At 73.1% G+C, this 25850-nt stretch carries 18 protein-coding genes; 13 read left to right on the forward strand and 5 right to left on the reverse strand.

What is annotated here, in order from left to right; translation table 11 throughout:
- The first annotated feature begins 31 nt into the window (after window positions 1–31).
- Window positions 32–865 carry a phosphatidylinositol-specific phospholipase C/glycerophosphodiester phosphodiesterase family protein gene (locus LCN96_RS07085; protein WP_225271771.1) on the forward strand — a complete coding sequence of 278 codons (834 nt, stop codon included), beginning with the start codon at window positions 32–34 and terminating at the stop codon, window positions 863–865.
- Window positions 866–1087: 222 nt separating this feature from the next.
- Here the strand turns inward: LCN96_RS07085 and LCN96_RS07090 are convergent, their stop codons facing one another.
- Complete coding sequence (locus tag LCN96_RS07090) at window positions 1088–1498, reverse strand: hypothetical protein (RefSeq protein ID WP_225271772.1); 411 nt, start codon at window positions 1496–1498, stop codon at window positions 1088–1090.
- A 99-nt stretch (window positions 1499–1597) separates the two neighbouring features.
- Here LCN96_RS07090 and LCN96_RS07095 point away from each other — a divergent pair, with 99 nt between their 5' ends.
- The 5 genes from LCN96_RS07095 to LCN96_RS07115 are packed head-to-tail and all read left to right on the forward strand — an operon-like array spanning window position 1598 to window position 8419.
- Entirely contained in the window at window positions 1598–2560 is a 963-nt protein-coding gene (locus LCN96_RS07095; protein WP_225271773.1) for a GlxA family transcriptional regulator, read from the forward strand.
- A gap of 26 nt (window positions 2561–2586) precedes the next feature.
- Window positions 2587–4092, forward strand: coding sequence for a serine/threonine-protein kinase (locus tag LCN96_RS07100; protein WP_225271774.1), 1506 nt, complete (start codon window positions 2587–2589; stop codon window positions 4090–4092).
- A gap of 13 nt (window positions 4093–4105) precedes the next feature.
- Window positions 4106–7225, forward strand: a complete 3120-nt coding sequence (locus LCN96_RS07105; protein ID WP_225271775.1) for an AfsR/SARP family transcriptional regulator — start codon at window positions 4106–4108, stop codon at window positions 7223–7225.
- Window positions 7226–7260: 35 nt separating this feature from the next.
- A complete protein-coding gene (locus LCN96_RS07110) occupies window positions 7261–7893 on the forward strand; it encodes a hypothetical protein (protein ID WP_225271776.1) in 633 nt (210 codons plus the stop codon).
- Complete coding sequence (locus tag LCN96_RS07115; protein ID WP_225271777.1) at window positions 7877–8419, forward strand: OmpA family protein; 543 nt, start codon at window positions 7877–7879, stop codon at window positions 8417–8419. Before LCN96_RS07110 ends, LCN96_RS07115 begins: the two co-directional genes overlap by 17 nt.
- Before the next feature lie 13 nt (window positions 8420–8432).
- On the opposite strand, the gene LCN96_RS07120 is transcribed toward LCN96_RS07115, so the two are convergent.
- Window positions 8433–9524: a S1C family serine protease gene (locus tag LCN96_RS07120; RefSeq protein ID WP_225271778.1), complete on the reverse strand. Its 1092-nt coding sequence runs from the start codon at window positions 9522–9524 to the stop codon at window positions 8433–8435.
- A gap of 18 nt (window positions 9525–9542) precedes the next feature.
- Window positions 9543–10973, reverse strand: coding sequence for an AMP-binding protein (locus LCN96_RS07125; RefSeq protein WP_225271779.1), 1431 nt, complete (start codon window positions 10971–10973; stop codon window positions 9543–9545).
- An 80-nt stretch (window positions 10974–11053) separates the two neighbouring features.
- Between LCN96_RS07125 and LCN96_RS07130 the strand changes: the two genes are divergently transcribed.
- Together LCN96_RS07130 and LCN96_RS07135 are read left to right on the forward strand one after the other, a co-directional pair.
- Window positions 11054–12643, forward strand: coding sequence for a hypothetical protein (locus LCN96_RS07130; RefSeq protein WP_225271780.1), 1590 nt, complete (start codon window positions 11054–11056; stop codon window positions 12641–12643).
- Window positions 12644–12754: 111 nt separating this feature from the next.
- Entirely contained in the window at window positions 12755–14932 is a 2178-nt protein-coding gene (locus LCN96_RS07135) for an acyl-CoA dehydrogenase (protein ID WP_225271781.1), read from the forward strand.
- A gap of 20 nt (window positions 14933–14952) precedes the next feature.
- Here the strand turns inward: LCN96_RS07135 and LCN96_RS07140 are convergent, their stop codons facing one another.
- Complete coding sequence (locus LCN96_RS07140; RefSeq protein ID WP_225271782.1) at window positions 14953–16767, reverse strand: hypothetical protein; 1815 nt, start codon at window positions 16765–16767, stop codon at window positions 14953–14955.
- Window positions 16768–16868: 101 nt separating this feature from the next.
- Here LCN96_RS07140 and LCN96_RS07145 point away from each other — a divergent pair, with 101 nt between their 5' ends.
- The 5 genes from LCN96_RS07145 (at window position 16869) to LCN96_RS07160 (ending at window position 24663) form a co-directional block, all read left to right on the forward strand.
- Window positions 16869–18410: a hypothetical protein gene (locus LCN96_RS07145; RefSeq protein ID WP_225271783.1), complete on the forward strand. Its 1542-nt coding sequence runs from the start codon at window positions 16869–16871 to the stop codon at window positions 18408–18410.
- Window positions 18411–18520: 110 nt separating this feature from the next.
- A complete protein-coding gene (locus LCN96_RS56455; RefSeq protein WP_262380496.1) occupies window positions 18521–18655 on the forward strand; it encodes a hypothetical protein in 135 nt (44 codons plus the stop codon).
- Between the two features lie 13 nt (window positions 18656–18668).
- Entirely contained in the window at window positions 18669–19475 is an 807-nt protein-coding gene (locus LCN96_RS07150; protein ID WP_225271784.1) for a glycosyltransferase, read from the forward strand.
- On the forward strand, window positions 19472–20566 hold the full coding sequence (locus LCN96_RS07155; RefSeq protein ID WP_225271785.1) for a glycosyltransferase family 4 protein: 1095 nt from the start codon (window positions 19472–19474) through the stop codon (window positions 20564–20566). Before LCN96_RS07150 ends, LCN96_RS07155 begins: the two co-directional genes overlap by 4 nt.
- Window positions 20563–24663, forward strand: coding sequence for an alpha-(1->3)-arabinofuranosyltransferase domain-containing protein (locus tag LCN96_RS07160; RefSeq protein ID WP_225271786.1), 4101 nt, complete (start codon window positions 20563–20565; stop codon window positions 24661–24663). Before LCN96_RS07155 ends, LCN96_RS07160 begins: the two co-directional genes overlap by 4 nt.
- On the opposite strand, the gene LCN96_RS07165 is transcribed toward LCN96_RS07160, so the two are convergent.
- Window positions 24590–25735, reverse strand: a complete 1146-nt coding sequence (locus tag LCN96_RS07165) for an acyltransferase family protein (RefSeq protein ID WP_225271787.1) — start codon at window positions 25733–25735, stop codon at window positions 24590–24592. The genes LCN96_RS07160 and LCN96_RS07165 overlap by 74 nt on opposite strands.
- Window positions 25736–25850: the final 115 nt, after the last annotated feature.

Genomic DNA, 25850 nt, shown 5'->3' on the forward strand with positions numbered 1-25850 from the left:
GCGTCTCGATCGTCCCCCTTGAGGAGATGCGATGTTGCGTCGAACCCTGGGCGTGCTGGCCGCAGCCGGCGCGCTGCTGCTGATGGCCGTCCCCGCCTCGGCGACGGCCGTCGAGCCCCTGCCCCGCGCGCACGCGCACAACGACTACGAGCACGAGCGCCCGCTCCTGGACGCCCTCGACCACGGCTTCACCAGCGTCGAGGCCGACATCTACCTGGTGGACGGCGAGCTGCGCGTCGGGCACGACCCCGAGGACCTGCGGCCGGGCCGTACGCTGCAGTCGCTCTACCTCGACCCGCTGGCGCGGCTCGTCCGCCACGGCGGCGTCTACCCGCGCAGCCGCCAGCAGCTCCAGCTCCTGGTGGACATCAAGAACAACGGCGCGGCCACCTACACCGAGCTGGACAAGGTGCTCCAGGGCTACCGCAAGCTGCTCACCTCCTACCACAAGGGCAGGGTCAAGCCCGGCGCGGTCACCGTGGTGATCAGCGGCGACCGGCCGCGCGAGCTGATGGCCGCGCAGGAGCGGCGCTACGCCTTCTACGACGGCCGCATGGCGGACCTGGGCCAGGGCAACCCGTCGCTGATCCCGCTGATCAGCGACAACTGGACGAACCACTTCACCTGGACCGGCGCGGGCGAGATGCCCGCCGCCGAGCGCGACAAGCTGCGCCAGATCGTGGCCACCGCCCACCGCGACGGGCAGCGGGTGCGCTTCTGGGCCACGCCCGACGTGGCGGGGCCGGCCAGGGACGCGCTGTGGCGGGAGCTGGTCGCCGCGGACGTCGACCACATCAACACCGACGACCTGGCGGGGCTGGCGGCCTTCCTGTGCGCCGCCGACGGCGAGCGCGAAGCGGCCTGAACCCCCATCGCGTCCACGACGAGCCCCGGCGCAGCGGCCTGAATCCCATCGCGTCCACGACGAGCTCCGGCGCAGCGGCCTGAATCCCATCGCGCCCGCCGGGGACGTGCGCCGGCTGCGGTTCCCGCCCTCGTTCGCGTGCAGGAGCGAGAGCCGCGTCGGCGAGACGATCACCGACGCGGGCGGGCGGCTGGCGTGTTCTCGCCGGTAACCGGGAGACGCTCAATGAGCGCACCCGGCGTACTCGTCGAGGCGGCGCAGCATCGCCACCAGCATGAGCGGGAACATCACCACGTGCGAGACCAGCATGAGCCCGTCGGCGTCCATGACGCCCGTCCACAGCAGGGGGAAGAGCGGGACGGCGGGCGCGAACATGATCGCGCACATCTCCAGCGTCGGCGCCCAGCCGTGGCCGCGGAACCGCATCCACGCGGCCATGCCGATCGACATGTTCAGCGCCATGGACAGGTACCACAGCTCGGGCTGTTCGGCGTGGGAGACGCCGAGGCCGACGGCTGACTGCAGCATGCCGAGCGCGAACATCCCGACGAACATCGCGATGATCATTTCGACGTAGTGGAGGGCGAACTTGCCCCAGCGGCGCCCGGTCTTGGGGGAGGTCGTCGTCGTCATGCCCCGACTGTGTCCCGTACGGGCGGCGGCGGCCAAGGAAAGCGGCCGGGGAGGTCCGGAAACTTGGGTTCTGCGTCCTTCGCACCTACAGTCGGGGCCATGGATCGACGACGGGTCGTGATCGTGGCCTACGAGGCTTCGGAGCTGCTCGAGATCGCCGGCATCACCTCGACGCTGGAGAGCGCGAACTGGCACGGCGCGGCGCCGTACTACGAATACCGCGTCGCCACCCCCGGCGGCCACCCCATCACCACCGCCACCGCGCTGACCCTGCACGCGCAGCTCGTCCTGGAGCGGGTCACCGGGCCGCTCGACACGCTCGTGGTGGCGGGCGGGATCGGCCACGAGGACGCCGCCGCGAACCCGCTGATCGTCAGCCACGTCCGCCGGCTCGCCAAGGAGAGCCGCCGCGTCTCCTCGGTGTGCACCGGCGCGTACGTGCTGGCCGCCGCCGGCCTGCTCGACGGCCGGCGCGCCACCACGCACTGGCACCAGGCGCAGCGGATGGCCGAGCTCTACCCCGACGTCCTCGTGGACCCCGACCCCATCTTCATCAGGGACGGCAACGTCGCCACCTCCGCCGGCATCACCGCCGCCCTGGACCTCATGCTGGCCTTCGTGGAGGAGGACAACGGCACCGAGCTGGCCAGGACCGTCGCCAGGAACCTCGTCACCTACCTGCAACGCCCCGGCGACCAGGCGCAGATGAGCATGTTCGTCAGCGCCCCCTCGCCCGCCAACAGCCTGGTCAAGCGGACCCTCGAACACATCTCGGCGCACCTGCGCGACGACCTGAGCACGGCCGCGCTGGCGGTCGAGGCGGGCGTCAGCGAGCGGCACCTGACCCGGCTCTTCCTCAAGCACCTCGGCCAGACGCCCGGCCGCTACGTCAGGCAGGCCCGCACCGAGGCCGCCGCCCACCTGCTCGCCTCCACCTCGCTGCCGATGGCGGCGGTGGCGGTGCGCTGCGGGTTCGGCACGGCGGAGACGCTGCGCCAGGCCTTCATCGACCGGTACGGCATCCCGCCCTCCCGCTACCGGCTGGCGCAAGCGGTTGGTTGATCCGGACTCTGGCTAATGTGTCTGCGATGAACGGTGACCGGGTCATTGGCGGCTACACGCTGCGGCGCCTGCTCGGGCGCGGCGGCATGGGCGAGGTGCACCTCGCCGCCACGCCCACGGGCGGCCTGGCCGCGGTCAAGCTCATCCACCCCGGCCTGGCCAGTGACCCGGCGTTCCTGCGGCGCTTCGAGCGCGAGGTGGCGGCGGCGCGGCGGGTGGCCAGGTTCTGCACCGCGCCCGTGCTGGACGCCGGGATCGACGGGGGCGTGGCCTACCTCGTCACCGAGTACGTCAAGGGGCCCGACCTGGCGCGGGCCGTGCGCGAGCAGGGGCCGCTGTCGGGCGGGAACCTGGAGGCGCTGGCCGTGGGCGTCGCCACCGCGCTGAGCGCCATCCACGGGGCCGGGGTGATCCACCGGGACCTCAAGCCGGCCAACGTGCTGCTCTCGCCGCTGGGGCCACGGGTGATCGACTTCGGGATCGCGCGACTCGTCGGGAACGACGCCCTGTCCAGCCAGGCGATCCTCGGCACGCCCGCGTTCATGGCGCCCGAGCAGGTGCGCGGCGAGGCGCTGACGCCCGCCGCCGACGTGTTCGCCTGGGGCGGGGTGATCGCCTTCGCGGGGACGGGACGGTTGCCGTTCGGCGGGGAGTCGCCCGAGGCCGCGTTGTGGCGGATCACGCATGCGCAGCCGCGGCTGGAGGGGCTGGACGAGGGCATCAGGGCGATCGTGGAGCGGGCGCTGGCCAAGGACCCGGCGCAGCGGCCCACGGCTCAGCAACTGCTGGCCGAGCTGGTCGGCGGCACGCGCCTGGCCACGGCCACCGAAGTGGTCGAACGCACGTGGACGGGGACCGGCGAGCGGCCGGTGAGCCGGCGGAGGAGGCGGAGGAGGCGGTGGCCGTGGGTGGTGGCCGGGAGCGGGGCGCTGGTCCTGGCTCTGGCCGCCGCCGCTCTGCCCGGTCTGACCGCGCGGACCTGGCCGTACGAGGCCGGGTTCGCGGACGGGTGGGCCGTGGGCGCGTCCGGCGGCGGCGAGGCCCGCCTGGACGGCACCGGCTACGAGCTGACCGTCGAGCCGGGGTGGCGGTTGTGGAAGTCGGCCCCCGTCCGGGAGCCGGAGTCCGGCGTGATCGTCAGCGCGCAGGCCAGCCTGGAGGAGGGTGAAGGGGAGTACGGCGTGTGGTGCCACGGCTCGGCGAGCTCCGGTGACCGGTACGAGTTCGGGGTGAGCAGCGCGGGGCGGGTCTCGATCGTCAAGCGCCGCATGGGCACCGCGGGCAGGGTCCTGTACGGCCCGGCGGACGTGCCGGGGCAGGCCGCCGCCGGGCGCGTGGTCGTGGAGTGCGGGCAGCGCGGGAGCGAGGTGAGGCTGCGGATGTGGCTGAACGAGAGCCTGGTCGCCGAGGTGTCCGACGCTGAGGCCCCGTACGGTGCCGGTGAGGCCGGGGTGCATGCGGCTTCCGGTGCCACCCGGCAGGCCCGCGTCCGTTTCGAGTCCTTCGCCGCCCGGCCGGTGACCGGCACGTGAGGTCGGGGAGCCGGTGAGCGTGCGCTTCGGCGTGCTCGGCCCGCTGCGCGTCGAGGGCGGTCAGGCGCCCGGGCCGGCCAAGCACCGCACGTTGCTGGCCGCGCTGCTGCTGTCGGCGCGCGAGCAGGTGCCGGTCGAGCGGCTGCTGTCCGCCGTCTGGGACGACCGGCCGCCCGCGTCCGCCGAGTCGGTGCTGCGCGTGTACGTCAGCGGGCTGCGCAAGGTCGTCGGCGGCATCCGTACCGTGCCAGGGGGTTACCTGATCGACGTGGCGCGGGACGACGTGGACTGCCACCGCTTCGAACGGCTGGTCGCCGCGGCCAGGCAGGCCAGGCAGGCGGGGCGGGTGGCGGAGGCGGCCGACGGGTTCAGGGCGGCGCTGGGGTTGTGGCGGGGGCAGAGCGCGCTGGCCGACGTCGAGTCGTCGGTGCTGCGGCGGGCGTACGGGGTGCCGCTGGAGGAGCTGCGGCTGACCGCGGTGGAGGAGCGGGTGCAGCTCGACCTGCTGCTGGGGCGGGGGGCCGAGGTGGTGAGCGAGCTGCGGGCGCTGGTCGCGGGGCATCCGATGCGCGAGCGGGCCTGGGTGCTGCTCATCGAGGCGCTGCACCGGGCGGGGCGGCGATCGGAGGCGCTGGACGCGTATCAGGATGTGCGGCGGACGTTGGTGGCGGAGCTGGGGCTGGAGCCGGGGGCCGAGCTGGTGGCCGCGCACCGGCGCGTACTGGACGACGCCGGCACGGGCACCGACCCCGGCGCAGGCCCCGCGGCCGGTGCGGGTCCCACCGCTCTGGTGCGGTCGGTCAACGAGTTGCCGCCCGACATCTCCGACTTCGCGGGGCGGCGGCCGGTGCTCGACTGGATCGCGCGGATGGCCGCCGGACGCGCCGGCGCGCCCGTGCACCTGGTCCTGCACGGCCCGCCAGGCTGCGGCAAGTCGGCCGTCGCCGTGCACGCCGCCACCGCGCTCGATCTGCCCGGCGGTCTGCCCGACGACCGGCTCTACGCCGTGCTCGGCGCACGTCCGCCCGGCGCCGTGCTGGAGGACCTGCTGCGTTCCCTCGGCTGCCCGGACGGCGCGGTGCCGCCCGCGCTGGACGACCGGGTGCGGCTGTACCGGGGTATGACGGCGCGCAGGCGGTTGCTCGTCCTGCTGGACGATGCCGCCGACGAGGCCCAGGTGCGCCCGTTGCTGCCTACCGGGCCCGGCAGCCTGACCTTGGTGACGAGCCGGTCGCCGCTGGCGGGGCTGGAGGCGGCGCGGGCGTACGAGCTGGGCCTGCTCGACGAGGACGAGGCCGTGGCGCTGCTCGGCGGCGTGGCCGGGCACGAACGCGTCCGCGCCGAGCCCGAGGCCGCCCTGCGGATCGTCCGGCTCTGCGGTCTCCTGCCGCTGGCTCTGCGCATCGCCGGGTCCCGGTTGGCCAGGAAACCGGGCTGGACGCTCGCCCACCTGGCGGGGCGGCTGGGCGACGAGCGACGCCGGCTCGACGAGCTCAGCGCGGGCGATCTCGCCGTCCGGGGCAGCCTCGCCCTCGGTTACCGCGGGCTGCCGGACCCGGAGCGGCGGCTGTTCCGCCGGCTGGGTGCGCTGTCCGCGCCCGACTTCGCGCCCTGGGCGCTGGGCGCCGACCTGGAGCCGCTGGTGGAGGCCGGGCTGCTGCAGTCGCGCGGGCTGGACGAGGTGGGTCAGGAACGGTACGGCTGGCACGACCTGACCCGGCTGTACGCCGCCGAACGGCTGGCCGAGGAGGACGGTGGCCCGGCCGGCGTGCTGGCGGCGGTGGCGGGCGAGATCCTGGAGCGCACCCGCCACGCCCGCGAAGCCCTCCTCCCAGCCGAACCCGGCACCGGCCGCACCCAGGTGCACCTGCCCGCACCGCCCGGCACCGCCCGCGCCGAGGCGCACCTGCCCGTACTCTCCGGTGATGGGCTGGAGACCGGGTGGTTGCGGCAGGAGGCGCGCTGGCTGGGGGCCGAGCGCCGGTTCCTGGTGGCGATGGTCGGGGACTTCTACCGGGCCGGCCTGTACGAGCCCGCGTGGCGGCTGGCCTTCTACCTGACCCCGCTGTTCGAGCTGGGCGCCCACCACGACGACTGGCACACGACGACGGCGACCGGGCTGGACGCGGCCAGGGCGGCGGGCCAGCGCCACGGCGAGGCGCTCCTGCTGCGCGGCCTGGCCGACCTCCACCGGGCGGAGGGCCGCACGGACGCGGCGGCCGCGGCACTGCGCGCGGCCCAGCCGCTGGTGGACGGGCTGGAGCTGGCCAGGATCACCCTCAGACTCGGCCTGGTCCAAGCGGCCGAGGGCAGCCGCACGTCGAAGGCCGCGGCATCGCAGGCCGGGGCGTCGGAGGGCGGGGCGTCGGAGGGCGGGGCGTCGAAGGGTGGGGTGTCGGAGGGCGGGGTGTCGGAGGGCGGGGCGTCGAAGGGTGGGGTGTCGGAGGGCGGGGCGTCGAAGGGTGGGGTGTCGGAGGGCGGGGCGTGGCAGGCCGGGGCGTCGGAGGCGCGGGTGGATGGCGGTGCGGGCCGCAGGTCGTCCAGGGTGCTGGAGGCGGAGCGGGCGTTCGTACGGGCGTTGCGGGTGTTCGAGGAGGCGGGGGACCGGCGGGGGCGGGCCGACGCGTTGCGGGCGCTCGGCTCCCTGCGCGCGGACGAGGCCGCCCTGCGCGAGAGCCTGGCCGCGTACCAGGACCTGGGTGACCTGCGCGGAGAGGCGGAGGCGCTGCTCGACCTGGCGCGGCTGCACCTCGCCGCCGGCCGCCACCGCGCGGCCCGCGACTGCGCGATCCAGCGGCTGGGCATCAACCGCCGCCTCGGCGACCGGCTCCCGGAGGCGGTGGCGCTGCTCGTCCTGGCCGAGATAGAGGACGCGGCGGGTGCCGTGAGGGAAGCTGCGGGCGCGGCGCGGGCGGCGCTGGAGACGTTCACCGCGTACGGCGACCGCAGGAGCGCCGCCCGGGCCCGGCTGGCGTCGGCGGGGGCCGCGTTGCGGCTGGGCGACACGGAAGAGGCGGTTGAGACCCTTGTGCGTGGTATGGAAGAGTTTGACCGCCTTGGTGATGACCAGGTCAAGGCGGAGGCCGACAGGCTCATGCGGGAGGCGGGCAGGCGGCGTGGTCGGCGCATATAGCGCACTATGCGGATCCTGAAGGTCGCCTCCCTAGGGTGAGGGCCACGTTCCCCGAGTACGAAGGTGACCAGGTGATACGGAAGACGTTCGCGCTGTCGGTGGCGGCGGTCGCGCTGGCAGGGTGCGGCATGCTGCCGGGCGCGCAGGGCGGCGGCGGCGAGGAGCGGCAGTCGCAGGCCGCGGTGGAGGGGCAGGCCACGCCCACGTCGGCGGCCCCCGAGACACAGCAGGCGCGCAGCGCGCCGCCGCAGGACGCCGAGGTGATCGCCAGCCGCGAGGTCAAGGTGGGCGCGGGCGACATGTACGGCAAGGCGCGTGTGGACGTCACCGCGCTCAGGCGCCAGGGCCGCACGCTCAGCCTCAACTGGACGGTCACCGCCACCGAAGGCAAGGTCAACCTGCACAACGGCCTGGGCGGCGGCCCGCTGGACTTCACGGTCTCGTCCGTCTCCCTGATCGACCCGGTCAACGCCAAGCGGTACCGGGTGGCCCGCAACGGCACCGGCCAGGACGCGGAGTGCGTCTGCTCCGGCACGCAGGGGCAGTTCCTGGAGCCGGAGGAGGCCTCCACGCTGTACGCGGTGTTCGCGGCCCCGCCGGCGGACGTCACGAAGATCAACATCGAGATGCCGATGTTCGGCGTGTTCACCGATGTTCCGATCTCTTAGCGTCGCGCTGGCCCTCGCCCTGTCGCCGACCCCGGCTCCCAGCCCGCCCGCGGACGCCACCGGCGCGGTCGAGGACCTCGTCCTGCCCGTCGAGGACATCGTCGGCGAGGTCGAGTCCATGGACGGCACCCAGAGCGAGAGCAAGGTGGGCCGGCAGGTGACGGTGGCGGTGACCAGCGACGTGCTGTTCGCGTTGGACAAGTGGCAGCTCACCGCCAAGGCCCGGCAGCGGCTGGCCGAGGTGGCGGGCAAGGTCGAGGCCGAGGCGGCCGGCGGCGTCGTCAAGATCGAGGGACACACCGACGACCAGGGCACGGACGCGTACAACAGCACGCTGTCGCAGCGGCGGGCGCAGGCCGTCGAGAGCGAGATGCGGCGGCTGCTGTCAGCGGCCGGGGTGACGCTGCAGGCGCGCGGCTACGGTGAGAGCCGCCCCAAGGTGCCCAACGTGATCGACGGCAAGCCCGTGGAGCAGAACCGGGCCAGGAACCGGCGCGTCGAGATCGTCTTCACCGCCAAGCAGTGACCCCGGCGCGCCGCTAGTCGCCCGCGAGCTGCCCCAGCGTCACGGTGACCGTCTCGGTGCGGCCGCTCGAACGGATCACGCCCACCTTGACGCGGTCGCCCGGCTTGAACGTGGTGATGGTCTCGGCCAGGGCGGCCATCGTCGGCGTGTCCTCGCCGTTGAGGGAGACGATCACGTCGCCCGCGCGGATGCCGGCCTTCTCGGCGCCGCCCCCTCGCTCGACGCTGGCCACCCCGACCCCGCTCGGCTGCCCGTCGGAGCCGATCACGGTGCTGCCGCGGATGCCCAGGCCGGCCCGGTGGCTGTTGGTGACCCGGCCGTCCTTGACGATCTGGCGGGCGATGTCCGTGGCGGTGTTGCTCGGGATGGCGAAACCGATGCCCGGCGCGGCCCCGCCGCCCAGGGCGGGATCGGTGGCGGCGAGCGTCGGGATGCCGATCACGTGACCCGAGAGGTCCACGAGGGCGCCGCCGCTGTTGCCCGGGTTGATGGCGGCGGAGGTCTGGATGGCGCCGGCGATGGTGGCGCCCGGCGAGTCGGGGTTCTGCGGCTCGGTGACCGTACGGCCGAGCGCGGAGACGATGCCGTTCGTGACGCTGCCGGACAGCCCCAGCGGGTTGCCCATGGCCAGCACGATCTGCCCCACCCGCAGCTTCGAGGAGTCGCCGAACCGCGCCGGCCTGAGCCCGTCGGGCCGGTCCACCTTGATCACGGCCAGGTCCCCGGCGGGGAACGACTTGACCAGCTTGGCCGGTCGCGGCGCCCCGCCGGTGGCGATGGTCACGTTCATCTGCGTGGCCTGCCCGACCACGTGCGCGTTGGTGACGATGTGGCCCTGGGTGTCGAACACGATGCCGGACCCCAGCCCGACCTTCGTGTTGATCTGCACGATGGACGGCAGGACGTCCGAGATGACCTTCTCGTAGGCCGCTTCGAGCGCCTGCGGCGACGCGGTGGGCGAGGCCGCGGGCGAGCTGGGAGCCGACGGCGAGGCCGTGTCGGTGGCCGGTGCGGTGGGGCTGGCGGTGCCTGTGGATGTGGGCGGCGGCCCGCAGCCGGCGACCAGTACGGCTGCGGCGGCCAGCCCCGCGACGATCTCCCTCATGCGGAGATCCTGCCCAGCTCAGCTCGAAAGATACGCTTCCCGGACGTTTCGCCTGCTCAGCTTGCCCGTCGGCGTCCGGGGCAGCGACTCCCTGTACTCGATCAGCCGCGGGTGCTTGAGCCTGGCCAGCCGGGGCGCGCAGTGCCGCAGCAGGTCGGCCGTGAGGTCCTCCCCACCGGAGACCCCGGCCACCGGCTGGACGAGCGCCACCACCTTCTGCCCCCACTCGGGATCGGGCACGCCGATCACCGCGACGTCGGACACGGAGGGGTGCTCGAGCAGCGCCGCCTCGATCTCGGCCGGGTAGATGTTGACGCCGCCCGAGATGATCAGGTCGGTCCGCCGGTCCAGCAGGAACAGGTAGCCGTCCTCGTCGAGGTAGCCGATGTCGCCCGGGGTGTACTCGCGCCCGCGCATGGCGGCGGCCGTCTTGTCCGGGTCGCCGTGGTACTCGAAGCGGTTGATCCCGCCGATGTAGACCAGGCCGGGCGAGCCGGGCGGCACCTCGTTGCCGTCCTCGTCCACGATCGTGAACGACATGCCGTCCAGCGCCTTGCCGACCGTGCCCGGCTTGGCCAGCCACTCCTGCGAGGAGACCATGGTGGCCACCGCCGCCTCGGTCGAGCCGTAGTACTCCCAGAGCACCGGCCCGAGCCAGTCGATCATCGCCTGCTTGGTGGCCGGCGGGCACGGCGCGGCGCCGTGGTAGAGGTGGGTGAGGGACGACAGGTCGTACGACTCGCGGTCCGGCACCGCCAGCAGCCGGTGGAACATCGTGGGCACCATGAACGCGTTCGTCACCCGGTGCCGCTCGATCAGCTCCAGCGCGGCGGCGGCCTCGAACCGCTCGGGCGCCACGATCGAGTGCCCGAACTGCAGCGCCATCATCGCCTGCCCGTACGGCGCCGAGTGGTAGAGCTGCGAGCACACCAGGTGCACCCCGCCCATGGGCAGCCCGAAGTGCCGCCAGCTCTTGCGCATCAGGATCGGGTACAGCTCCTCCGGCGTCAGGTCCAGCAGCCGCCGCCGCACTCCCTTCGGGCGTCCGGTGGTGCCCGAGGTGTAGAGCATCATCGACCCGGCCCGCCGGTGCTCGGGCGCGCTGCCGGGCTGGCCCGCGGCCAGCTCGTCCACCGTCAGGGCGTCCGGCGCGACCACCACCTTGGCGCCGCAGTCGCCGATGATGTAGTCGATCTCCTCGGCGGTGAAGTGCCAGTTGACAGGGACGAGGTAGGCCCCTGTCTGGTACGTGGCCAGCATCATGGTCAGGGCGTCGGCCCCGTTCTTCAGCACGGTCACCACGCAGTCGCCCGGTGCGACTCCGCGCGAGGTCAGGCCGTGGGAGGCACGGTTGACCCGGTCGAGCAAGCGTCCGTAGGTGGTGCCCTCGTCGCCGAGGAGGGCGGGGCGTTCAGGGTCGTTGGCGGCGATCTCGTAGAAACCCCTCATGTTCGCAGACCTTACAGAATTAGATTCTGCTGGGGGAATAGAGGAATTATCCCGCCTCGTCGTGACGTAACCTCAAGGCCATGGCGGACGACGGCGAGCGCAGGCGCACCTACGATTCACCCACCACCCCGTTCCGCAAGGTCGTCCTGCCCGCAGCAGAGGAGACGGTCAGGATCTCGCGGTCGGCCGTGCCTGGGGCTTCTTCCGGGCCGGTGAAGGCGCCGGAGGAGGGTGAGGAGCAGTCCGCCGGTTCGTCCGAGGGTAAGGGTGCTGCTGCGAAGACGCCTGCCAAGACGCCCGCCAAGACGCCTGCGAAGTCGTCCGGGAAGGCTCCTGCGAAGACGCCTGGGAAGTCGGCCGCCCCGTCGCCCGGCAAGGTCGTCGCGCCGGCGGCGAACCCGACCCCGAAGCGGCAGCCGCCGAGCGGGCCTTCCGCTCCGCCCGCCGCTCCTGGGCAGGGGAAGGGCACCGGCCAGGGTGCCGGCCAGGCCCCGAGCGCGGGTGCGCAGGGCGCCGAGCAGGGCACCGGTCAGGAGCAGCAAGGCGCTGGGCAGCCGTCCGGCACGCGCCGGCCGCAGGGCGCAGGGGCGAAGCAGGCGCAGGGCGCGGGCCCGGCCGCGAGCGCGGGCGCGCAGAGCGCGAAGCTGGCGCAAGGCGCAGCCCCGACCCAGGGTGCGGGCCCGGCGCATGGTGCGGGCCCGGCGCAGGGCGTGGGGCAGGGCATGGGGCCGGGGCCGGGGCCCGGAGCGGGGCAGGGGCCGGCGCCCGTCCCAGGGCCGATGCCGGGCCCGGTGCAGGGGTCAGTGCAGGGGTCAGTGCAGGGGCCCGGGTTGAGGCTGGGGCAGCCGCCGCAGCAGCAGTACATGCAACCCCTGCCCACAGTCCCCCCACTCCCACCCGCCCCCCGGGGCCGCCGTTTCGGTGACATCCCGATCAGGGCGGTCTACCTGGTAGGCGCGATCCTCGGCACAGTCCTGGCCGTCCTGCTGGTCTTCGTCGTGTTCCGCGGCGACGTGCCCACCAACCAGCAGTCGAACGAGCAGATCGTCCGCGTCGCCCCCGTGCCGTCCGTCTCGGCCACCCCCACGGTGTCGGCCAGCCCCACCCCCACCGAGACCCCGATCGTGCTCCCGCCCGTACCGGACGCCAAGAAGTACGCCACGCTGTCCGGCACGGCGTCCACCGTCTCCGGCACGATCACCGACAAGAACAGCGGCATCTCCTACCCGAGGCTGGCCTCGCCGTGGAAGGCGAAGTCGTTCCCGCCGTTCTCGATCGCGCAGCGCATCGGCAAGGTCGCGGTGCCGCACACGGTGATCGCCTCCGCGATGTACCCGGGCGAGTCGCCGGAGAAGAAGCCCAGCTCGAACGCCGACTACCGGGAGATCGCCACCCAGGCGGCCCGCTGGACGATCCGCACCCAGTACCCGGAGGGCGCGAAGCTGGACGAGTGGACCGCCTCGCAGAAGATCCCGGTCGGCAAGGGCTGGACGCTCGGCTACAAGGTCACCTACACCGTCGGCGGCAAGGAGCAGGAGGCGCAGGCCATGGTGACGGTGATCGAGGTGGGCAAGACCAAGCCCGCCATGCTCATGGCCTCGATCCCCGAGACGAACAAGGAGCGCTGGCGCGACCTGAACACGCTGGTGCAGCAGGTCCGCCCGCTGTAGCGGAGCGCGTCAGGAAGGAAGAGCGAAACCCGTCACGCCAGAGCAATATGCCAGAAGTATCCTCTAGAATATGATTCTGGGCATGACTCGGACCTGGCTGGAGGATGGACAATGGCGATCGGGTTGAGCGAGGAGCACGAGGCGCTCCGCGAGTCGGTGAGCGGCTGGGCGGAGCGGAACATCCCCTCGGAGCTGCTGCGCGCCGGGGCGGAAGGCCGTCCCGCGTTCTGGTCGGGCCTGGCCGAGCAGGGGCTGCTCGGCCTGCACGTGCCCGAGGAGTACGGCGGCTCCGGATACGGGCTCCTGGAAGCGGCGGTGGCCGTCGAGGCGCTGGCCGAGCGCATGGCGCCGGGGCCGTTCGTGCCGACCGTGCTGGCCAGTGCCGTGATCAACGCCTCCAAGCGCCCTGAGCACCTGGAGTCGTTCGCGGACGGCACGCTGACCGCCGCCGTCGCGCTGACCGGCTCGCTGACCGCCACCCGCCGCGACGACGGCTCCCTGGTCGTCTCCGGTACGGCCGAGCCCGTGCTCGGCGGCTCGCTGGCCGACTCGCTGGTGCTGCCGGTCAGCACGCCCGAGGGCGAGGAGTGGGTGCTCGTCGAGGCCGCCTCCGCCACGGTCACCGAGATCAAGTCGCTCGACCTGACCAGGCCGGCCGCCAAGGTGGAGCTGTCGGAGGTGGTCGTCCCCGCCGAGGGCGTCCTGGAGGGCGTCGAGAGCTCCGACGTGCGCGACCTGGCCGCGATCCTGCTCGGCGCCGAGGCGGCGGGCCTGGCCTCGTGGTGCGTGACGGCCGCCGCCGAGTACGCCAAGGTCCGCGTCCAGTTCGGCCGCCCGATCGGCCAGTTCCAGGGCATCAAGCACAAGCTGTCGCGGATGCTCGTCGCGCTGGAGCAGGCCCGCGCCACCGTGTGGGACGCCACCCGCGCCGAGGGCCAGGAGCTGCGCTTCGCCGCCGCCGTGGCCGGGGTCATGGCGCCCGACGCCGCCGTGCAGTGCGCCAAGGACGCCATCCAGACCTTCGGCGGCATCGGCTACACCTTCGAGCACGACGTGCACCTCTACTACCGCCGCGCGCTCACCCTGCGTGCCCTGCTGGGCTCGTCGGCCGAGTGGGCCGCGACCGTGGCCGAGCTGTCGCTGCAGGGCGTCTCCAGGGAGATGGAGATCGAGCTGCCCGAGGGCGCCGAGGCGCTGCGCGAGTCGATCCGCGCAGAGATCGCGCAGATCGCGCAGTTGGAGGGCAAGGAGCAGAAGCGGGCCCTGGCCGACCAGGGGTTCGTCATGTCGCACCTGCCCAAGCCGTGGGGCCGCGACGCCAAGCCGCTGGAGCAGGTGCTGATCGCGCAGGAGCTCAAGGCCGCCAGGGTGCGGTTGCCCGCCATGATCATCGGTGCTTGGGTGGTGCCGTCGATCGCCGCGTACGGCACGCCCGAGCAGCAGCAGCGCTTCCTGCCCAGGACGCTCAGCGGCGAGATGATCTGGTGCCAGCTCTTCTCCGAGCCCGGCGCCGGCTCCGACCTGGCCTCGCTGCAGATGAAGGCGGAGAAGGTCGAGGGCGGCTGGAAGCTCAACGGCCAGAAGATCTGGACGTCCGTCGCGCACGTGGCCGAGTGGGGCATCTGCATCGCCCGCAACTCCAGCGAGGGCTCCAAGCACGAGGGCATCACCTACTTCCTGGTCGACATGAAGGCCCCCGGCGTCACCGTCAGGCCGCTGACCGAGATGACCGGCGAGAACCTGTTCAACGAGGTCTTCCTCGACGACGTCTTCGTGCCGGACGACCTGGTCGTGGGCGAGGTCGGCGAGGGCTGGAAGGTGGCCCGCAACACGCTGTCCAACGAGCGCGTCTCGCTGTCGTCCGGCTCGGGTGGCACCGGCGCGTCCGTGCCCGACCTGCTCGGGCTGGTCGGGCGGCTGGGGCGGGAGCTGACGCCGGTCGAGGCGCAGCGGGTGGCCGAGGTGGTCTGCGAGGGCCACTCGATCAACGCGCTGTCGCTGCGGGTGACGCTCAAGCAGCTCGCCGGGGCCGAGCCTGGGGCGGACGCGTCCGTACGGAAGCTGCTGTCCACCTCGCACGCCCAGCACGTGTCCGAGACGGCCGTGGAGCTGCTCGGGACGGCCGCCGTGACCGCCGCGGACATGAAGCTCGGCGACGCCGGCTACTGGAACCGGGCGGTGCTGGCCACGCGGGCGATGACCATCTACGGCGGCACCACCGAGGTGCAGCTCAACATCATCGGCGAGCGCATGCTGGGGCTGCCCAGGGATCCGGAGCCGGGCAAGTAGGGCTCGTTCCCCGGCCCGCGCTAGCTTTCGAGCGGGCTGGGCGGGATGGCCGCGCCGTCCTCGTCGGGGACGGGGCGGCCGATCCTGATCTCGCCGACGCAGGCGTCGGGGCCGCCGCCGGCGGTGCGGAGGGCCAGCTCGGCGCCCTCGCCGGGGACACGGGCGAACGTCCTGCCGAGGCCCTCGCCCGCGCGCACCTGCGCGACGCCGAGCCCGAGCCGCACCGACAGGGTGGTCTCGGCGCTGTTCAGGTAGGCGATCTGCACGGTGTACTCGCCGCCCGGCAGCCGCGCGGGCAGCCGGAAGCGGGTCTCGGCCGGCCCGACCGGCACGCAGTTCCCGCGCTGCGGCACCCGCAGGCCCTGGATGGCGACCGGCCGCAGCCGGCCCCGCGCGTCGAACACCAGCGGGTCCCGCACGGGGCCGGACAGCTCGCGCACCCACGTGACCGGCCACGGGTCCGGCATCCCGAGCACCTTGGAGTGCAGGGCGTAGTCGTGGAAGAAGGCGGCGGCGGCGAGGCCGGGCGGCACGTGCGTGTCGAGCACGGCCGTGCCCGCCGGCACGCGGGAGAGCGCGAGCCTGGCCGTCCGGACGTAGTCGCGGGCGGTGCCGCCCAGCGGGCGGTCGGCGTACGCGGCCACCGACCAGACCGAGCCGGCCGTGACGGCGGCGGCCAGCGGCACCCAGGCCCAGCGCAGCCGCGTGCGCGGGCGCAGCCACGGCTGTTCCTCGCCCACCAGGGGGATGCAGGCCAGCCCGAGCACGATCGCCACCACGGTGGCGGTGGCGGCCAGGTAGCGCAGCTCGTACCCGAGGATGCCGGGCCCGAGCAGCTCGATCCGGCCCAGCAGGACCGGCACCACGTCGGCGAGCAGGAAGTAGCCGAGCAGCGTCAGCCACGCCAGCCAGGCGCGCCGCCGCCACCGCACGGTCACGGCCACCACGGCGGCCACGCCCACCAGCCCCGCCCAGACCAGCGGCTCCGGCGGGGCGGCCATGGCGTAGTCGTCGCCGATCGGCCGCCACTGCCACGGCCCGCCCAGCGCCGACGGGACCAGCCCGCGCGAGCCCAGCATCCAGAAGAACTCGCCCGCCACCCCCGCGTCCGGCAGGCCGGGCGTCTGCGTCGCGTCGTTGATCTGGACCGAGCTGTAGAGCCCGGTGAAGAAGACCCACGAGTACGCCGCGAGCAGCGCCGCGTACGGCACCCAGGCCCGCCACAGCCGCACCCAGCGCGGGGTCAGCCAGCCGGCGGTGATCACCAGCATCAGCACCGGGATGAAGGCGGCCTTGACGAAGAACACCAGCCCGAACAGCGTCCACGCGCACGCCGCCACCACGTGCCTGATCCGGCCGGTGCGGACGTACAGCACGTGCGAGGACAGCGCCATCGGCAGCGCCAGCTGCAGCGGCAGCGTCTCCAGCACCGCCGCCCACCACGACAACGACGGGATCGTCATCGGCGTGACCAGGTAGAACCCGAGCGGCACCAGGATCGCCGGCCGCGCCCCGAACAGCAGCCACAGCAGCCGCAGCAGCGCCAGGCTCGCCCCCGCCTGCAGCGCGATCGTCATGCCGTGGGCCAGCAGCTCGTTGTAGCCGCCGAGCCGGGCCATCGCCCACGAGATGCCGAAGCCGCCCGGCAGCAGGTGGCCCACGTCCACCCACATCAGGTAGTCCCAGGTGAACCCGCTCTCCTGGCCCCTGATGAGGTAGTGGAAGTCGTCCTGGCGGAAGTAGGTCCTCCTGACCAGCTCGAACTTCCACACGAGCTGAACCGCCACCATCACCAGCGCGGTGGCGAGCACGGTGTCACCGCCCCGTGATCGCATCCCCTGTACGGTCATGGCCCCCAGCCTCCCGTCCCGGCGAGAGTAACCACGAGAACGTGATCAAGGGAATGGCCGTGGCTCTGTTGTGATGTCATTGCGGGATGCCCCACACCGCCCGAGCCGGGCTCGCCGCCGCCCTCCTCGGGCTGGCCCTCGGCTGCCTGGCGCTCGGACCGGCGCTGGGGTGGGGGTTCACGCTGCTCCAGGACATGGTGTTCGTGCCGGACCCGGCGTTCTCGCGGTTCACGTTCGGGCTGGCGGGCGGCGCGGCGCGGGTGGTGCCGAGCGACGCCGTCGTCACCGCGCTGGCCCAGGTGCTGCCCGTCGAGCTGGTGCAGAAGGCCATCCTGCTGGGCGTCTTCGTGCTGGGCTGCTCGGGGGCGGCGCTGCTGCTGCCGTCGCAGTCGCTGGGGCCGAGGCTGGTGGCGGGGGCGTTCTACGTGTGGAACCCGTACGTGGCCGAGCGGCTGCTGATCGGGCAGTGGGCGCTGCTGCTCGGGTACGCCGGGCTGCCCTGGGTGGTGCGGGCCGTCTGGTCGGGGCGCAGGGTGGCCCTGTCGGTGCTGCCGGCGGCGGTGGGCGGGTTCGCGGCGATGACGGTCACCGCGCTCACGGCGCTCCCGCTGGCGCGGCGGCACGTGCTGGTGCGGGTGGTGGCGGTGCTGGCGCTGTTCAGCCTGCCGTGGCTCATCCCGACGGCGTTGCGGCCGCAGGGCATCGAGGGTGATCCCGCCGGCGTGGACGCCTTCGCGGCCAGGGCCGACACGCCGTTCGGGACGGTGGGCAGCCTGCTGTCGCTGAGCGGGATCTGGAACCTGTACGCGGTGCCGCCCGGCTACGAGAGCGCGGTCGGGGCGGCGGCCAGGCTGGCGCTCACCCTCGTCGGCGTCGTCGTCTTCGTGCGCTCGGACCTGCCCTTCAAAGGGAGGCTGGCCGTGGCGGCCGGGATCGGGCTGGCCGTGGCGTGCGTGGGCGTGAGCCAGCCGGGGCGGGCGGCGTTCCGGTGGGTCGTGGTGGAGGTGTGGGGCGGGTTCGCGGTGTTCAGGGACGCCCAGCAGTACGTGGCGCCGCTGGCGCTGGTGGCCGCGCTGGGGCTGGGGCTGCTGGCCGAGCGGGTCGCTCGCGAACGGGCGTGGGTGGTGGCGCTGGTGCTGGTGCCGGTGGCGGTGCTGCCGACCATGGCGTGGGGCTCGCTGGGGCGGCTCGGGGCGGTGCCGTACCCGGAGAGCTGGACGGCGGCGCGGGAGGTCATCCGGCGCGACCCGGAGGCGGGCGACGTACTGGTGCTGCCGTTCGAGTCCTACCGGCAGTTCCCGTGGAACGGCGGGCGGGCGGTGCTGGACCCGGCGCAGCGCTTCTTCGCGACGCCGGGGCGGCGGGTGGTCTCCAACGACGTCGTACGGGTGGGGAATCTGGTCGTAGGGAGCGAGGACCCGCGGGTCCAGGCGCTAGAACACGTACTAGAAGGGGCCTCGCCCAACCTGCCGGCCGCGGGATTTCGCTACGTGATAGTCGACGCGGGGACAGGTGAAGAGCGGCAGCGGTTCGGTATGTGGCTACGCAGCGCGAGGGTCCTGGTCGATACCGGTGACCTGCGGTTGTATCGCTTCGACGGTCCGGTGGCGCGGGTTCCGTCCGGATAGCTACGCTGATCAGCGACTTTGTTAAGATTTCGTCTAGCTACTTCCGAGTAGCAAGAATTGGTTCTAGGTTTAGGGACGCCCGCACCACTGTCCGCTCGAGGAGGAACCCCGTGATCAAGATCCTCTTAGCAGCGATGATCGGCGTCGCCGTTGCGGCACTCGTGATGACGGTCACCACCGTCACCTTCACCGGCGCCACCGCCACGCCGGTCAACCAGCCGCTCTACAACTACGGCGACCGGTAAGACCGAGCCGAACATGCCACCCTCTCCACAAGGGGACGAGAGGGCGAGCCGGCCACCACTGCTTGAGATCGTCATTCCCGCCTACAACGAGGAACGACGACTTCCCGGGGGGCTCCTGCAGCTGTGCGCGAAGCTTGCCCGAATGCCGTTCCCCACCTCTGTCATCGTCGTGGACAACAACAGCACCGACCGCACGGCCGAGATCGTCAGGAGCTGGCCGCGCGGCCCCGTGCCCGTCCGCCTCGTCCAGTGCGCGACTCCCGGCAAGGGAGCCGCCGTGCGCGCCGGGCTGCTCGGCACCAGCGCGCCCTTCGTCGGCTTCTGCGACGCCGACATGGCCACCGACCTCGACGCCATCGACGTGGCGCTGGGGCTGCTGCTGTCCGGTGAGCGCGTCGTGATCGGCTCCAGGGCGCACAGCGGCTCGCACGTCGAGAACCGGCACAGCAAGGTGCGCGAGCTGGGCGCGTTCGGCTTCCGGGCGCTGGCGGGCGTGCTGGTGCACGGCGTCAGCGACACCCAGTGCGGCTTCAAGTTCTTCGACGGCGTGCTGGCCCGCGACAGCGCCGCGCGGCTGCGCACCCCCGGCTTCGCCTTCGACGTCGAGCTGCTCGCGCGCTGCGTCGAGCGCGGCTCGACGGTGCGGGAGATCCCCGTGCGCTGGCGTGACATGCCGGGCTCGCGGTTCTCCCCGGCCAGGCACACGCTCGGCATCGTGCTGGAGCTGGGCCGGATCTGGGTGCGGCTGCACGCCCGGCCACGGCCCGCCCCGGTGCACCCGGCCTGGGAGCCGCCGCTCGACCCCGTCGGATATCCGTGAAGATCGCTGTCGTCAACTGGCGTGACCCCTGGCACCCCCAGGCCGGCGGCGCCGAGACGTTCGCCTGGGAGGTGGCCCGCCGCTTCGCGCGGGCGGGTCACCAGGTGTGCTACGTCACGGCGCGCGCGCCCGGGCAGGCCCGGCGCGACAGCGCCGAAGGCGTGCGCTTCGTGCGGATGGGCGGGGTCTTCACCGTCTATCCGCTGGTCCTGGGCTGGCTGCTGCTGTACGGGGGCCGCTTCGACGCGGTGCTCGACTGCCAGAACGGCATCCCGTTCTTCACCCCCTGGGTGCTGCGGCGGCGCACCCGCGTGCTGTGCGTGGTGCACCATGTGCACGACCGGCAGTTCGGAGTGCACCTGCCGGGCTGGCTGGCCGCGTTCGGCCGGTTCCTGGAGGGGCCCGTGTCGCGGTGGAGCTACCGGCGGCACGCGAGCGTGGCGGTCTCGCCGTCCACGGTGCGGGCCATGCGGGAGCGGCTCGGCTGGCGCGGCCCGGTGCACATCGTGCCGAACGGGGTGACGATCGCGCAGCCCGGGGACATCGGGAAGAGCCCGGTTCCCCGGCTCGTCTGCCTCGGGCGGCTCGTCGCGCACAAGCGGGTGCACCTGCTCCTCGACGCCGTGGCCGAGCTGCGCGAGCACCGGCCCGGTCTGGTCGTGGACATCATCGGCCGGGGGCCGGAGGAGGCGGCGCTGCGTGCCCGGCTGCCCGAGGGCGTGACCCTGCACGGGTACCTGCCGGAGCAGGACAAGGCGCGGCTCGTCGCCCGGGCGTGGCTGCACGTGAGCGCCTCGCAGGGCGAGGGGTGGGGGCTGAGCGTGCTGGAGGCCGCCGCCCTCGGTGTGCCGACGGTGGCCTTCGACGTGGACGGGCTGCGCGACGCCGTGCGGCACGGCGAGACGGGCTGGCTGGTGCCGGAGGGCACGGGGCTGGCGAAGGGCCTTGCCTCGGCACTCGACGAGCTGGACCACACTTATACGGTGAGATGTCGGGAATGGGCCGGACGGTTCTCCTGGGACCGCAGTGCCGAACGCCTCCTCGCGCTGATGCGGGGCGAGGACCCCGGGCCCGGCTGGGAGGAGCGGTGACCCTCCTGCCCACCGACAAGCTGGTGGCCGGGCGGCGCACGGGCGCGGGCCGGCCGGTGGGGGAGCCCGCCAGGCGCCGCCTGTGGCTGCTGCTGTGCTGCCTCGGCTTCGGCCTGCTGGCGTTCACCACCAAGCCGGGCCACCTCATCTCCGACACCAAGATGGACCTGGCGCTCAACCCGGTCGGCTGGCTGGAACGCGCCGCCCACCTGTGGGACCTGCAGCACTTCGGCCAGCTCCAGAACCAGGTGGCCGGCTACATCTTCCCGATGGGCCCCTTCTTCGCGCTCGGCGACCTGGCGGGCGTCGCGCCATGGGTGACGCAGCGGCTCTGGCTGACGTTGCTGATGAGCGTGGCCTTCCTCGGCGTGGAGCGGCTGGCCAGGCAGCTCGGCATCGGCACGCCGGGCACCAGGATCGCCGGGGCGCTGGCGTACGCGCTGGCCCCGCGCACGCTGTCGATCCTCGGCGAGATCTCCATCGAGTGGCTGCCCGCAGCGATGCTGCCGTGGATCCTCATCCCGCTGCTCACCGCCTCGGAGACCGGCCAGCGGGCCCGCGGCGCCATCCGCTCGGCCCTGGCCGTGGCGCTGTGCGGCGGCGTCAACGCGGTCGCGGTGCTGGCCGTGCTGGTCGCGCCCGTCCTGTACATCGTGACCAGGCCGTACCCGGTGCCGCGCTGGCGGCTGCTCGGCTGGTGGTCGGCCGCCGTCGCGGTGGCCACCCTGTTCTGGTCGCTGCCGCTGCTGCTGGTGGGCCGCTACGCCTTCAACTTCCTGCCGTACACCGAGACCGCGAGCACCACCACCGCTGTCACCTCGCTCACGAACGTGCTGCGCGGCGCCTCCGACTGGGTGCGTTACCTGCCGCTCAACGGCGTCTTCGAGCAGCCGCCCGGCTTCGCGATCGCCACCTCGGCCACCATGGTCGTGGTCACCGGCCTGATCGCCGCGCTCGGCCTGGCCGGGCTGTCGCGCAGGGACCTGCCCGCCAAGGGGTTCGTGGTGGCGATGTTCCTGGTCGGCGTGGTCGCGCTGATCGCCGGGCACGCCGGCGCGCTGGAGCCGGTCGTGGCCGAGCCGGTGCGCTGGCTGCTCGACGGGCCGCTCGCGCCGCTGCGCAACCTGCGCAAGTTCGACCCCCTGGTGCGGCTCGCGCTCGCCTTCGGCCTGGCCCACCTGCTGGTCAGGGCCAGGATCCCGGTGCGGACGACCGCCGTGGCGGCCTTCGCCGCCCTCGTGCTGCCCGTCTTCAACCAGGGCCTGGCCGCGCCGGGCGACTTCCAGCAGATCCCGTCCCACTGGCGGGAGGCGGCCGGCTGGCTCGACCGCAACGCCGGCGACGACGGCGTGCTGGTCGTGCCGGGCGCCAAGTTCGGCGAGTACGTCTGGGGCCGCCCCATGGACGAGCCCCTGCAGGCCCTGACCACCGCCCGCTGGACCGCCAGGCAGATCACGCCGCCCGGCTCCGTGGGCCTGACCAGGCTGCTCGACGTCATCGATCAGCGGCTCACGGCCGGTCAGGGCTCGGCGGGGGTGACGGCGGTGCTGCGCCGCCTGGGCGTGCGTTACCTGCTGGTCAGGAACGACCTGAACAGGGCGAACCTCCAGGGCGCCTGGCCGTCCAGGATGTACGAGGCGTTGCGCGAGTCGCCCGGCATCAGGAAGGTGCGCTCGTTCGGCGACCTGGTCGGCGACAGGGAGACCGACGACGCGGTGAACCAGGTGGACGCGCCGTTCCCCGCGCTCGACCTGTACGAGGTCTCCGGCAGCGCCGACCTGGTCTCCGTGCAGCCCGCGGCCGACGCGCTGGCCGTGCGCGGCGGCCCCGACTCGCTGCTCGCGATGGGCGACCTCGGCCTGCTGGGCGAGGGCCCCGTCCTGGTCAACGGCGACGCGGGCAAGCGCGAGGCGCCCACCGTGGTCAGCGACGCGCTGCGGCTGCGCGAGCGCTCGTTCGGCGAGATCCGGTCGAACTGGTCGCCCACGCTGACGGCCGACAAGAAGGCGGACTTCGGCGGGGTCAGGGAGCTGGACCTGCTGGAGGACGGCTGGCTGGACGAGACGGCGGTGGCCGAGTACCACGGCATCGCCGGCGTCAGCGCCTCCTCCTCGGTCGCCGACCCGTACGCGATCGCCGGGATCAGCAGCTCGGGCAGCGGTCCGTGGGCGGCGATGGACGGCAACGTCGGGACCGGCTGGCAGAACGACGGCTCCACGGCCCCGCAGGGCGAGTGGCTGCGCGTGGACCTGACCGGGCAGCTGCGGCCGGCGTACGTGGACGTCATGTTCGCGCCCGACCTGCTGCTCGGCCAGTCGGTCAGGCGGATCGCGGTGGAGACCGAGGCCGGCAGCCTCGTGCAGGACGTCACCGGCAGCACGGAGCCGCAGCGGCTGCGCGTGCCCGCCGGGCCCACGTCCTGGGTGCGGCTCAAGGTCGTCGCGACCTCCTCCGCCACGTGGAGCTACGGCCAGCGGATCGGCGTCATCGAGCTGTCCATCCCCGGTGTCACGGCCGGCCGCACGATCAGGCTGCCCGGCCAGGGCGACGTGTACGTCATGGACCGGGGCCTGGACGAGCGGCCCGCGTGCATGCGCAACCCGTCCCGATGGGTCTGCAACGAGGTGACGCTGGCCAGGAAGGGGGAGGAGACCGGGTTCGACCGGACCTTCAGCGCCGCGTCCGAAGCCTCCGTGAACGTGCGGGGAACCGCCGTGCTGAAGGATCCCGAGCTGGTCGACCGCTTCACCCGGGTCCGTGCGGACCTGACCACCGTGACCGGCTCCTCCCAGCTCAGCGACGACGCCGTGGTCTCGCCCCGATCGGCCTTCGACGGCGACGCGACCACCACCTGGATCCCGCACGCCGACGACACCGAGCCCACGCTGACCATCGCCTGGAAGGGCAAGCGGAAGCTCTCCCGCGTCCAGATCGGTCGCCCCAGCGGCGACCAGCAGCCGCTGGACGTGATCGTCAGCGGCGACGCCGGCCAGGTGCGCGGCGGGCGGGTGGACGAGCGCGGGAACCTGACCTTCAAGGCCATGTCCACCTCCCGGATCAAGCTGCGCTTCGCGCCCTTCTCCAAGCGGCTGCAGGTGACCGAGCTGGTGGTGCCCGGCGTCGATCCGGTGGGCCGGCCCGCCGACATCCCGCTGCGGCTGGCCTGCGGGCTCGGGCCCAGGATCGAGGTGAACGGCGAATCCATCCCCACCAAGGTCGCCGGCACCCATGCCGACCTGCTCGAGCAGCGGCCCGTGCAGATCCTCGGCTGCTCCAGGGCGGAGCTGGCCGAGGGTGACAACCGGGTGCGGGTGGCCGGGTGGGATCCGTACACGATGGACTCCCTCGTGCTCGGCACGCTGCCGCGCAAGCCGGACGGTGTGGAGGGCTCGGCGGTGCGCGGCACGTGGAGCACCTCCACGCGCGAGGTCACGGTGAGCGCGCCGAAGGACTCCTTCCTCGTCGTCAACGAGAACTACAACCCCGGCTGGCGGGCCCAGATCAGCGGCAAGACGCTCAAACCCGTCCGGATCGATGGCTGGAAGCAGGGCTGGGAGCTGCCCGCGGGCACTCAGGGCACGGCCAGGCTCGAATACCTGCCCGACCGGCCCTACCGGCTCGCGCTGCTGCTCGGGCTGGCGGGGATCGCGTTGCTGGCGCTGCTCGCACTGGCGCTGCGCGGGCCGCGGCCCGAGCACGTGCGCGAGACGGCCGCCGCCCCTGCCAGCAGGCTGTCACGGCCGCGGGTACCGGTCGTCGTGGTGCTCGCGCTGGCGTTCGGCGGCTGGGCGGCGAACTGGCAGGGCATGATCGCGGTGCTCGCCGCCGTCCTCGTGACGCTGCTGCTGCGGGCCCGGGGGCTGCCCGCGCACTGGGCGGCGGCCGGGGCCTTGGGCGTGGCCGCGGCGTCGCAGGCGGCCGCCATGGTGCTGCGGGACTACGGCCTGGCCGCGGGGCCGTTCATGGAGCAGGTGCCGCAGCTCGCTGCGGTGGCGGCCGTGGGCGTGTTGTTCGGCCAGCTCGTCACGGAGCCGGCGCGGCCGGCAGCGCCGGCTGAGCCTTCGGCGGCAGAGCAGGTGCTGACCGGTGTTCGCTGAGCTTGAGCGCGCTGACCTCGATCAGGTGGTAGCTGCCGACGCTCAGCAGGAGCGTGACGACGAACGAGACCACCGCCACGCTGGCGAAGTCGGCCTGGAACGGCTGCGCGCCCGTGAGCTTGAGCTGCAGCGTGATCACCGGCGCGTGCCAGAGGAAGAAGCTGTAGGAGATGCGGCCCAGGTAGGCGCTGACGGGGTTGCCCAGCACCCGGTTGCGCAGCGAGCCGGGGCGGGAGGCCAGCGCGAACGGCGTCACCAGGAGCACCGCCACCGCCGTCTCCAGGCTGACCCGCCACAACGACTGCGACAGGGTGGGCAGCGTGAGCGTGCGGGGGCCGGCCAGCTCGGTGCTGAGCAGCGCGTACAGCAGCCCGGCCAGCACCAGGAGCTGCGGCGCCAGCGAGTCGATCACGCGGCTGTGCCCGATCCACACCGACAGCACCGCCATGGCCATGCCGCAGGCGAAGTAGACCAGGTGGTACGGCAGCAGCAGCGCGAGCTGCGGCTGCTCGAACAGCCGGGTGACGACCACGGTGACCACGCAGATCACCGGCAGCACCGAGATGCCCATCAGCAGCCGGACCGGCCGGTTGCCGCCGCGCGCGAAGCGGTGCAGCAGCCAGGCCATGACGGGCAGCAGCACGTAGAACGACATCTCGATGGGCAGCGTCCACATCTGGTAGAGCCCGTCGGGCACGGGGTCGGCCTGGAAGAAGTTCTGCGCCAGCAACATCCACTTCAGCCAGCCGGTCCAGTCGAAGGAGCTCCACGCCCACAGCGCCAGCCCGGTCACGAGCCAGTAGACCGGCATCACGCGCAGCACCCGGCGCCACAGGTAACGCATCGGCCGGGGCCGTGGCGTATCCTCGATCACCGCGCGCGCCCACGGGCGGTACAGGAGCAGGCCCGACAGGAGGAAGAAGATGGGTACGGCGATGCCCAGGCGGCTCATCATCCAGGGGAGCATGCCCTCGCGGTACATGACGCCCGTGTTGCTCCCGACGTGCAGCAGCCAGACGCCGAGTGCGGCGATCGCGCGGATGCCGTCGAGCGCGGCGTCCCTGCTTCTCATCGCTGCTCCCACTTTCCCGCTTTCCTGACCGTCCCACGACCCGTCGGCCGGGGCCGAAACCACGATAGAACTTGTTTCTATCGATTTGGTTGCGGTGCCAGGGCCGCCGGTGACG

The sequence above is a fragment of the Nonomuraea gerenzanensis genome (genome assembly GCF_020215645.1).
Lineage (GTDB): Bacteria > Actinomycetota > Actinomycetes > Streptosporangiales > Streptosporangiaceae > Nonomuraea > Nonomuraea gerenzanensis.

What these genes read in the sequence shown, in the direction of transcription:
- LCN96_RS07140 (WP_225271782.1), bottom strand. Translation starts at nt 16,767, where the DNA reads ATGCGATCACGGGGCGGTGACACCGTGCTCGCCACCGCGCTGGTGATG.
- LCN96_RS07150 (WP_225271784.1), top strand. Translation starts at nt 18,669, where the DNA reads ATGCCACCCTCTCCACAAGGGGACGAGAGGGCGAGCCGGCCACCACTG.
- LCN96_RS07125 (WP_225271779.1), bottom strand. Translation starts at nt 10,973, where the DNA reads ATGAGGGGTTTCTACGAGATCGCCGCCAACGACCCTGAACGCCCCGCC.
- LCN96_RS07120 (WP_225271778.1), bottom strand. Translation starts at nt 9,524, where the DNA reads ATGAGGGAGATCGTCGCGGGGCTGGCCGCCGCAGCCGTACTGGTCGCC.
- LCN96_RS07130 (WP_225271780.1), top strand. Translation starts at nt 11,054, where the DNA reads ATGGCGGACGACGGCGAGCGCAGGCGCACCTACGATTCACCCACCACC.
- LCN96_RS07115 (WP_225271777.1), top strand. Translation starts at nt 7,877, where the DNA reads ATGTTCCGATCTCTTAGCGTCGCGCTGGCCCTCGCCCTGTCGCCGACC.
- LCN96_RS07100 (WP_225271774.1), top strand. Translation starts at nt 2,587, where the DNA reads ATGAACGGTGACCGGGTCATTGGCGGCTACACGCTGCGGCGCCTGCTC.
- LCN96_RS07085 (WP_225271771.1), top strand. Translation starts at nt 32, where the DNA reads ATGTTGCGTCGAACCCTGGGCGTGCTGGCCGCAGCCGGCGCGCTGCTG.
- LCN96_RS07090 (WP_225271772.1), bottom strand. Translation starts at nt 1,498, where the DNA reads ATGACGACGACGACCTCCCCCAAGACCGGGCGCCGCTGGGGCAAGTTC.
- LCN96_RS07165 (WP_225271787.1), bottom strand. Translation starts at nt 25,735, where the DNA reads ATGAGAAGCAGGGACGCCGCGCTCGACGGCATCCGCGCGATCGCCGCA.
- LCN96_RS07135 (WP_225271781.1), top strand. Translation starts at nt 12,755, where the DNA reads ATGGCGATCGGGTTGAGCGAGGAGCACGAGGCGCTCCGCGAGTCGGTG.
- LCN96_RS07145 (WP_225271783.1), top strand. Translation starts at nt 16,869, where the DNA reads ATGCCCCACACCGCCCGAGCCGGGCTCGCCGCCGCCCTCCTCGGGCTG.
- LCN96_RS07095 (WP_225271773.1), top strand. Translation starts at nt 1,598, where the DNA reads ATGGATCGACGACGGGTCGTGATCGTGGCCTACGAGGCTTCGGAGCTG.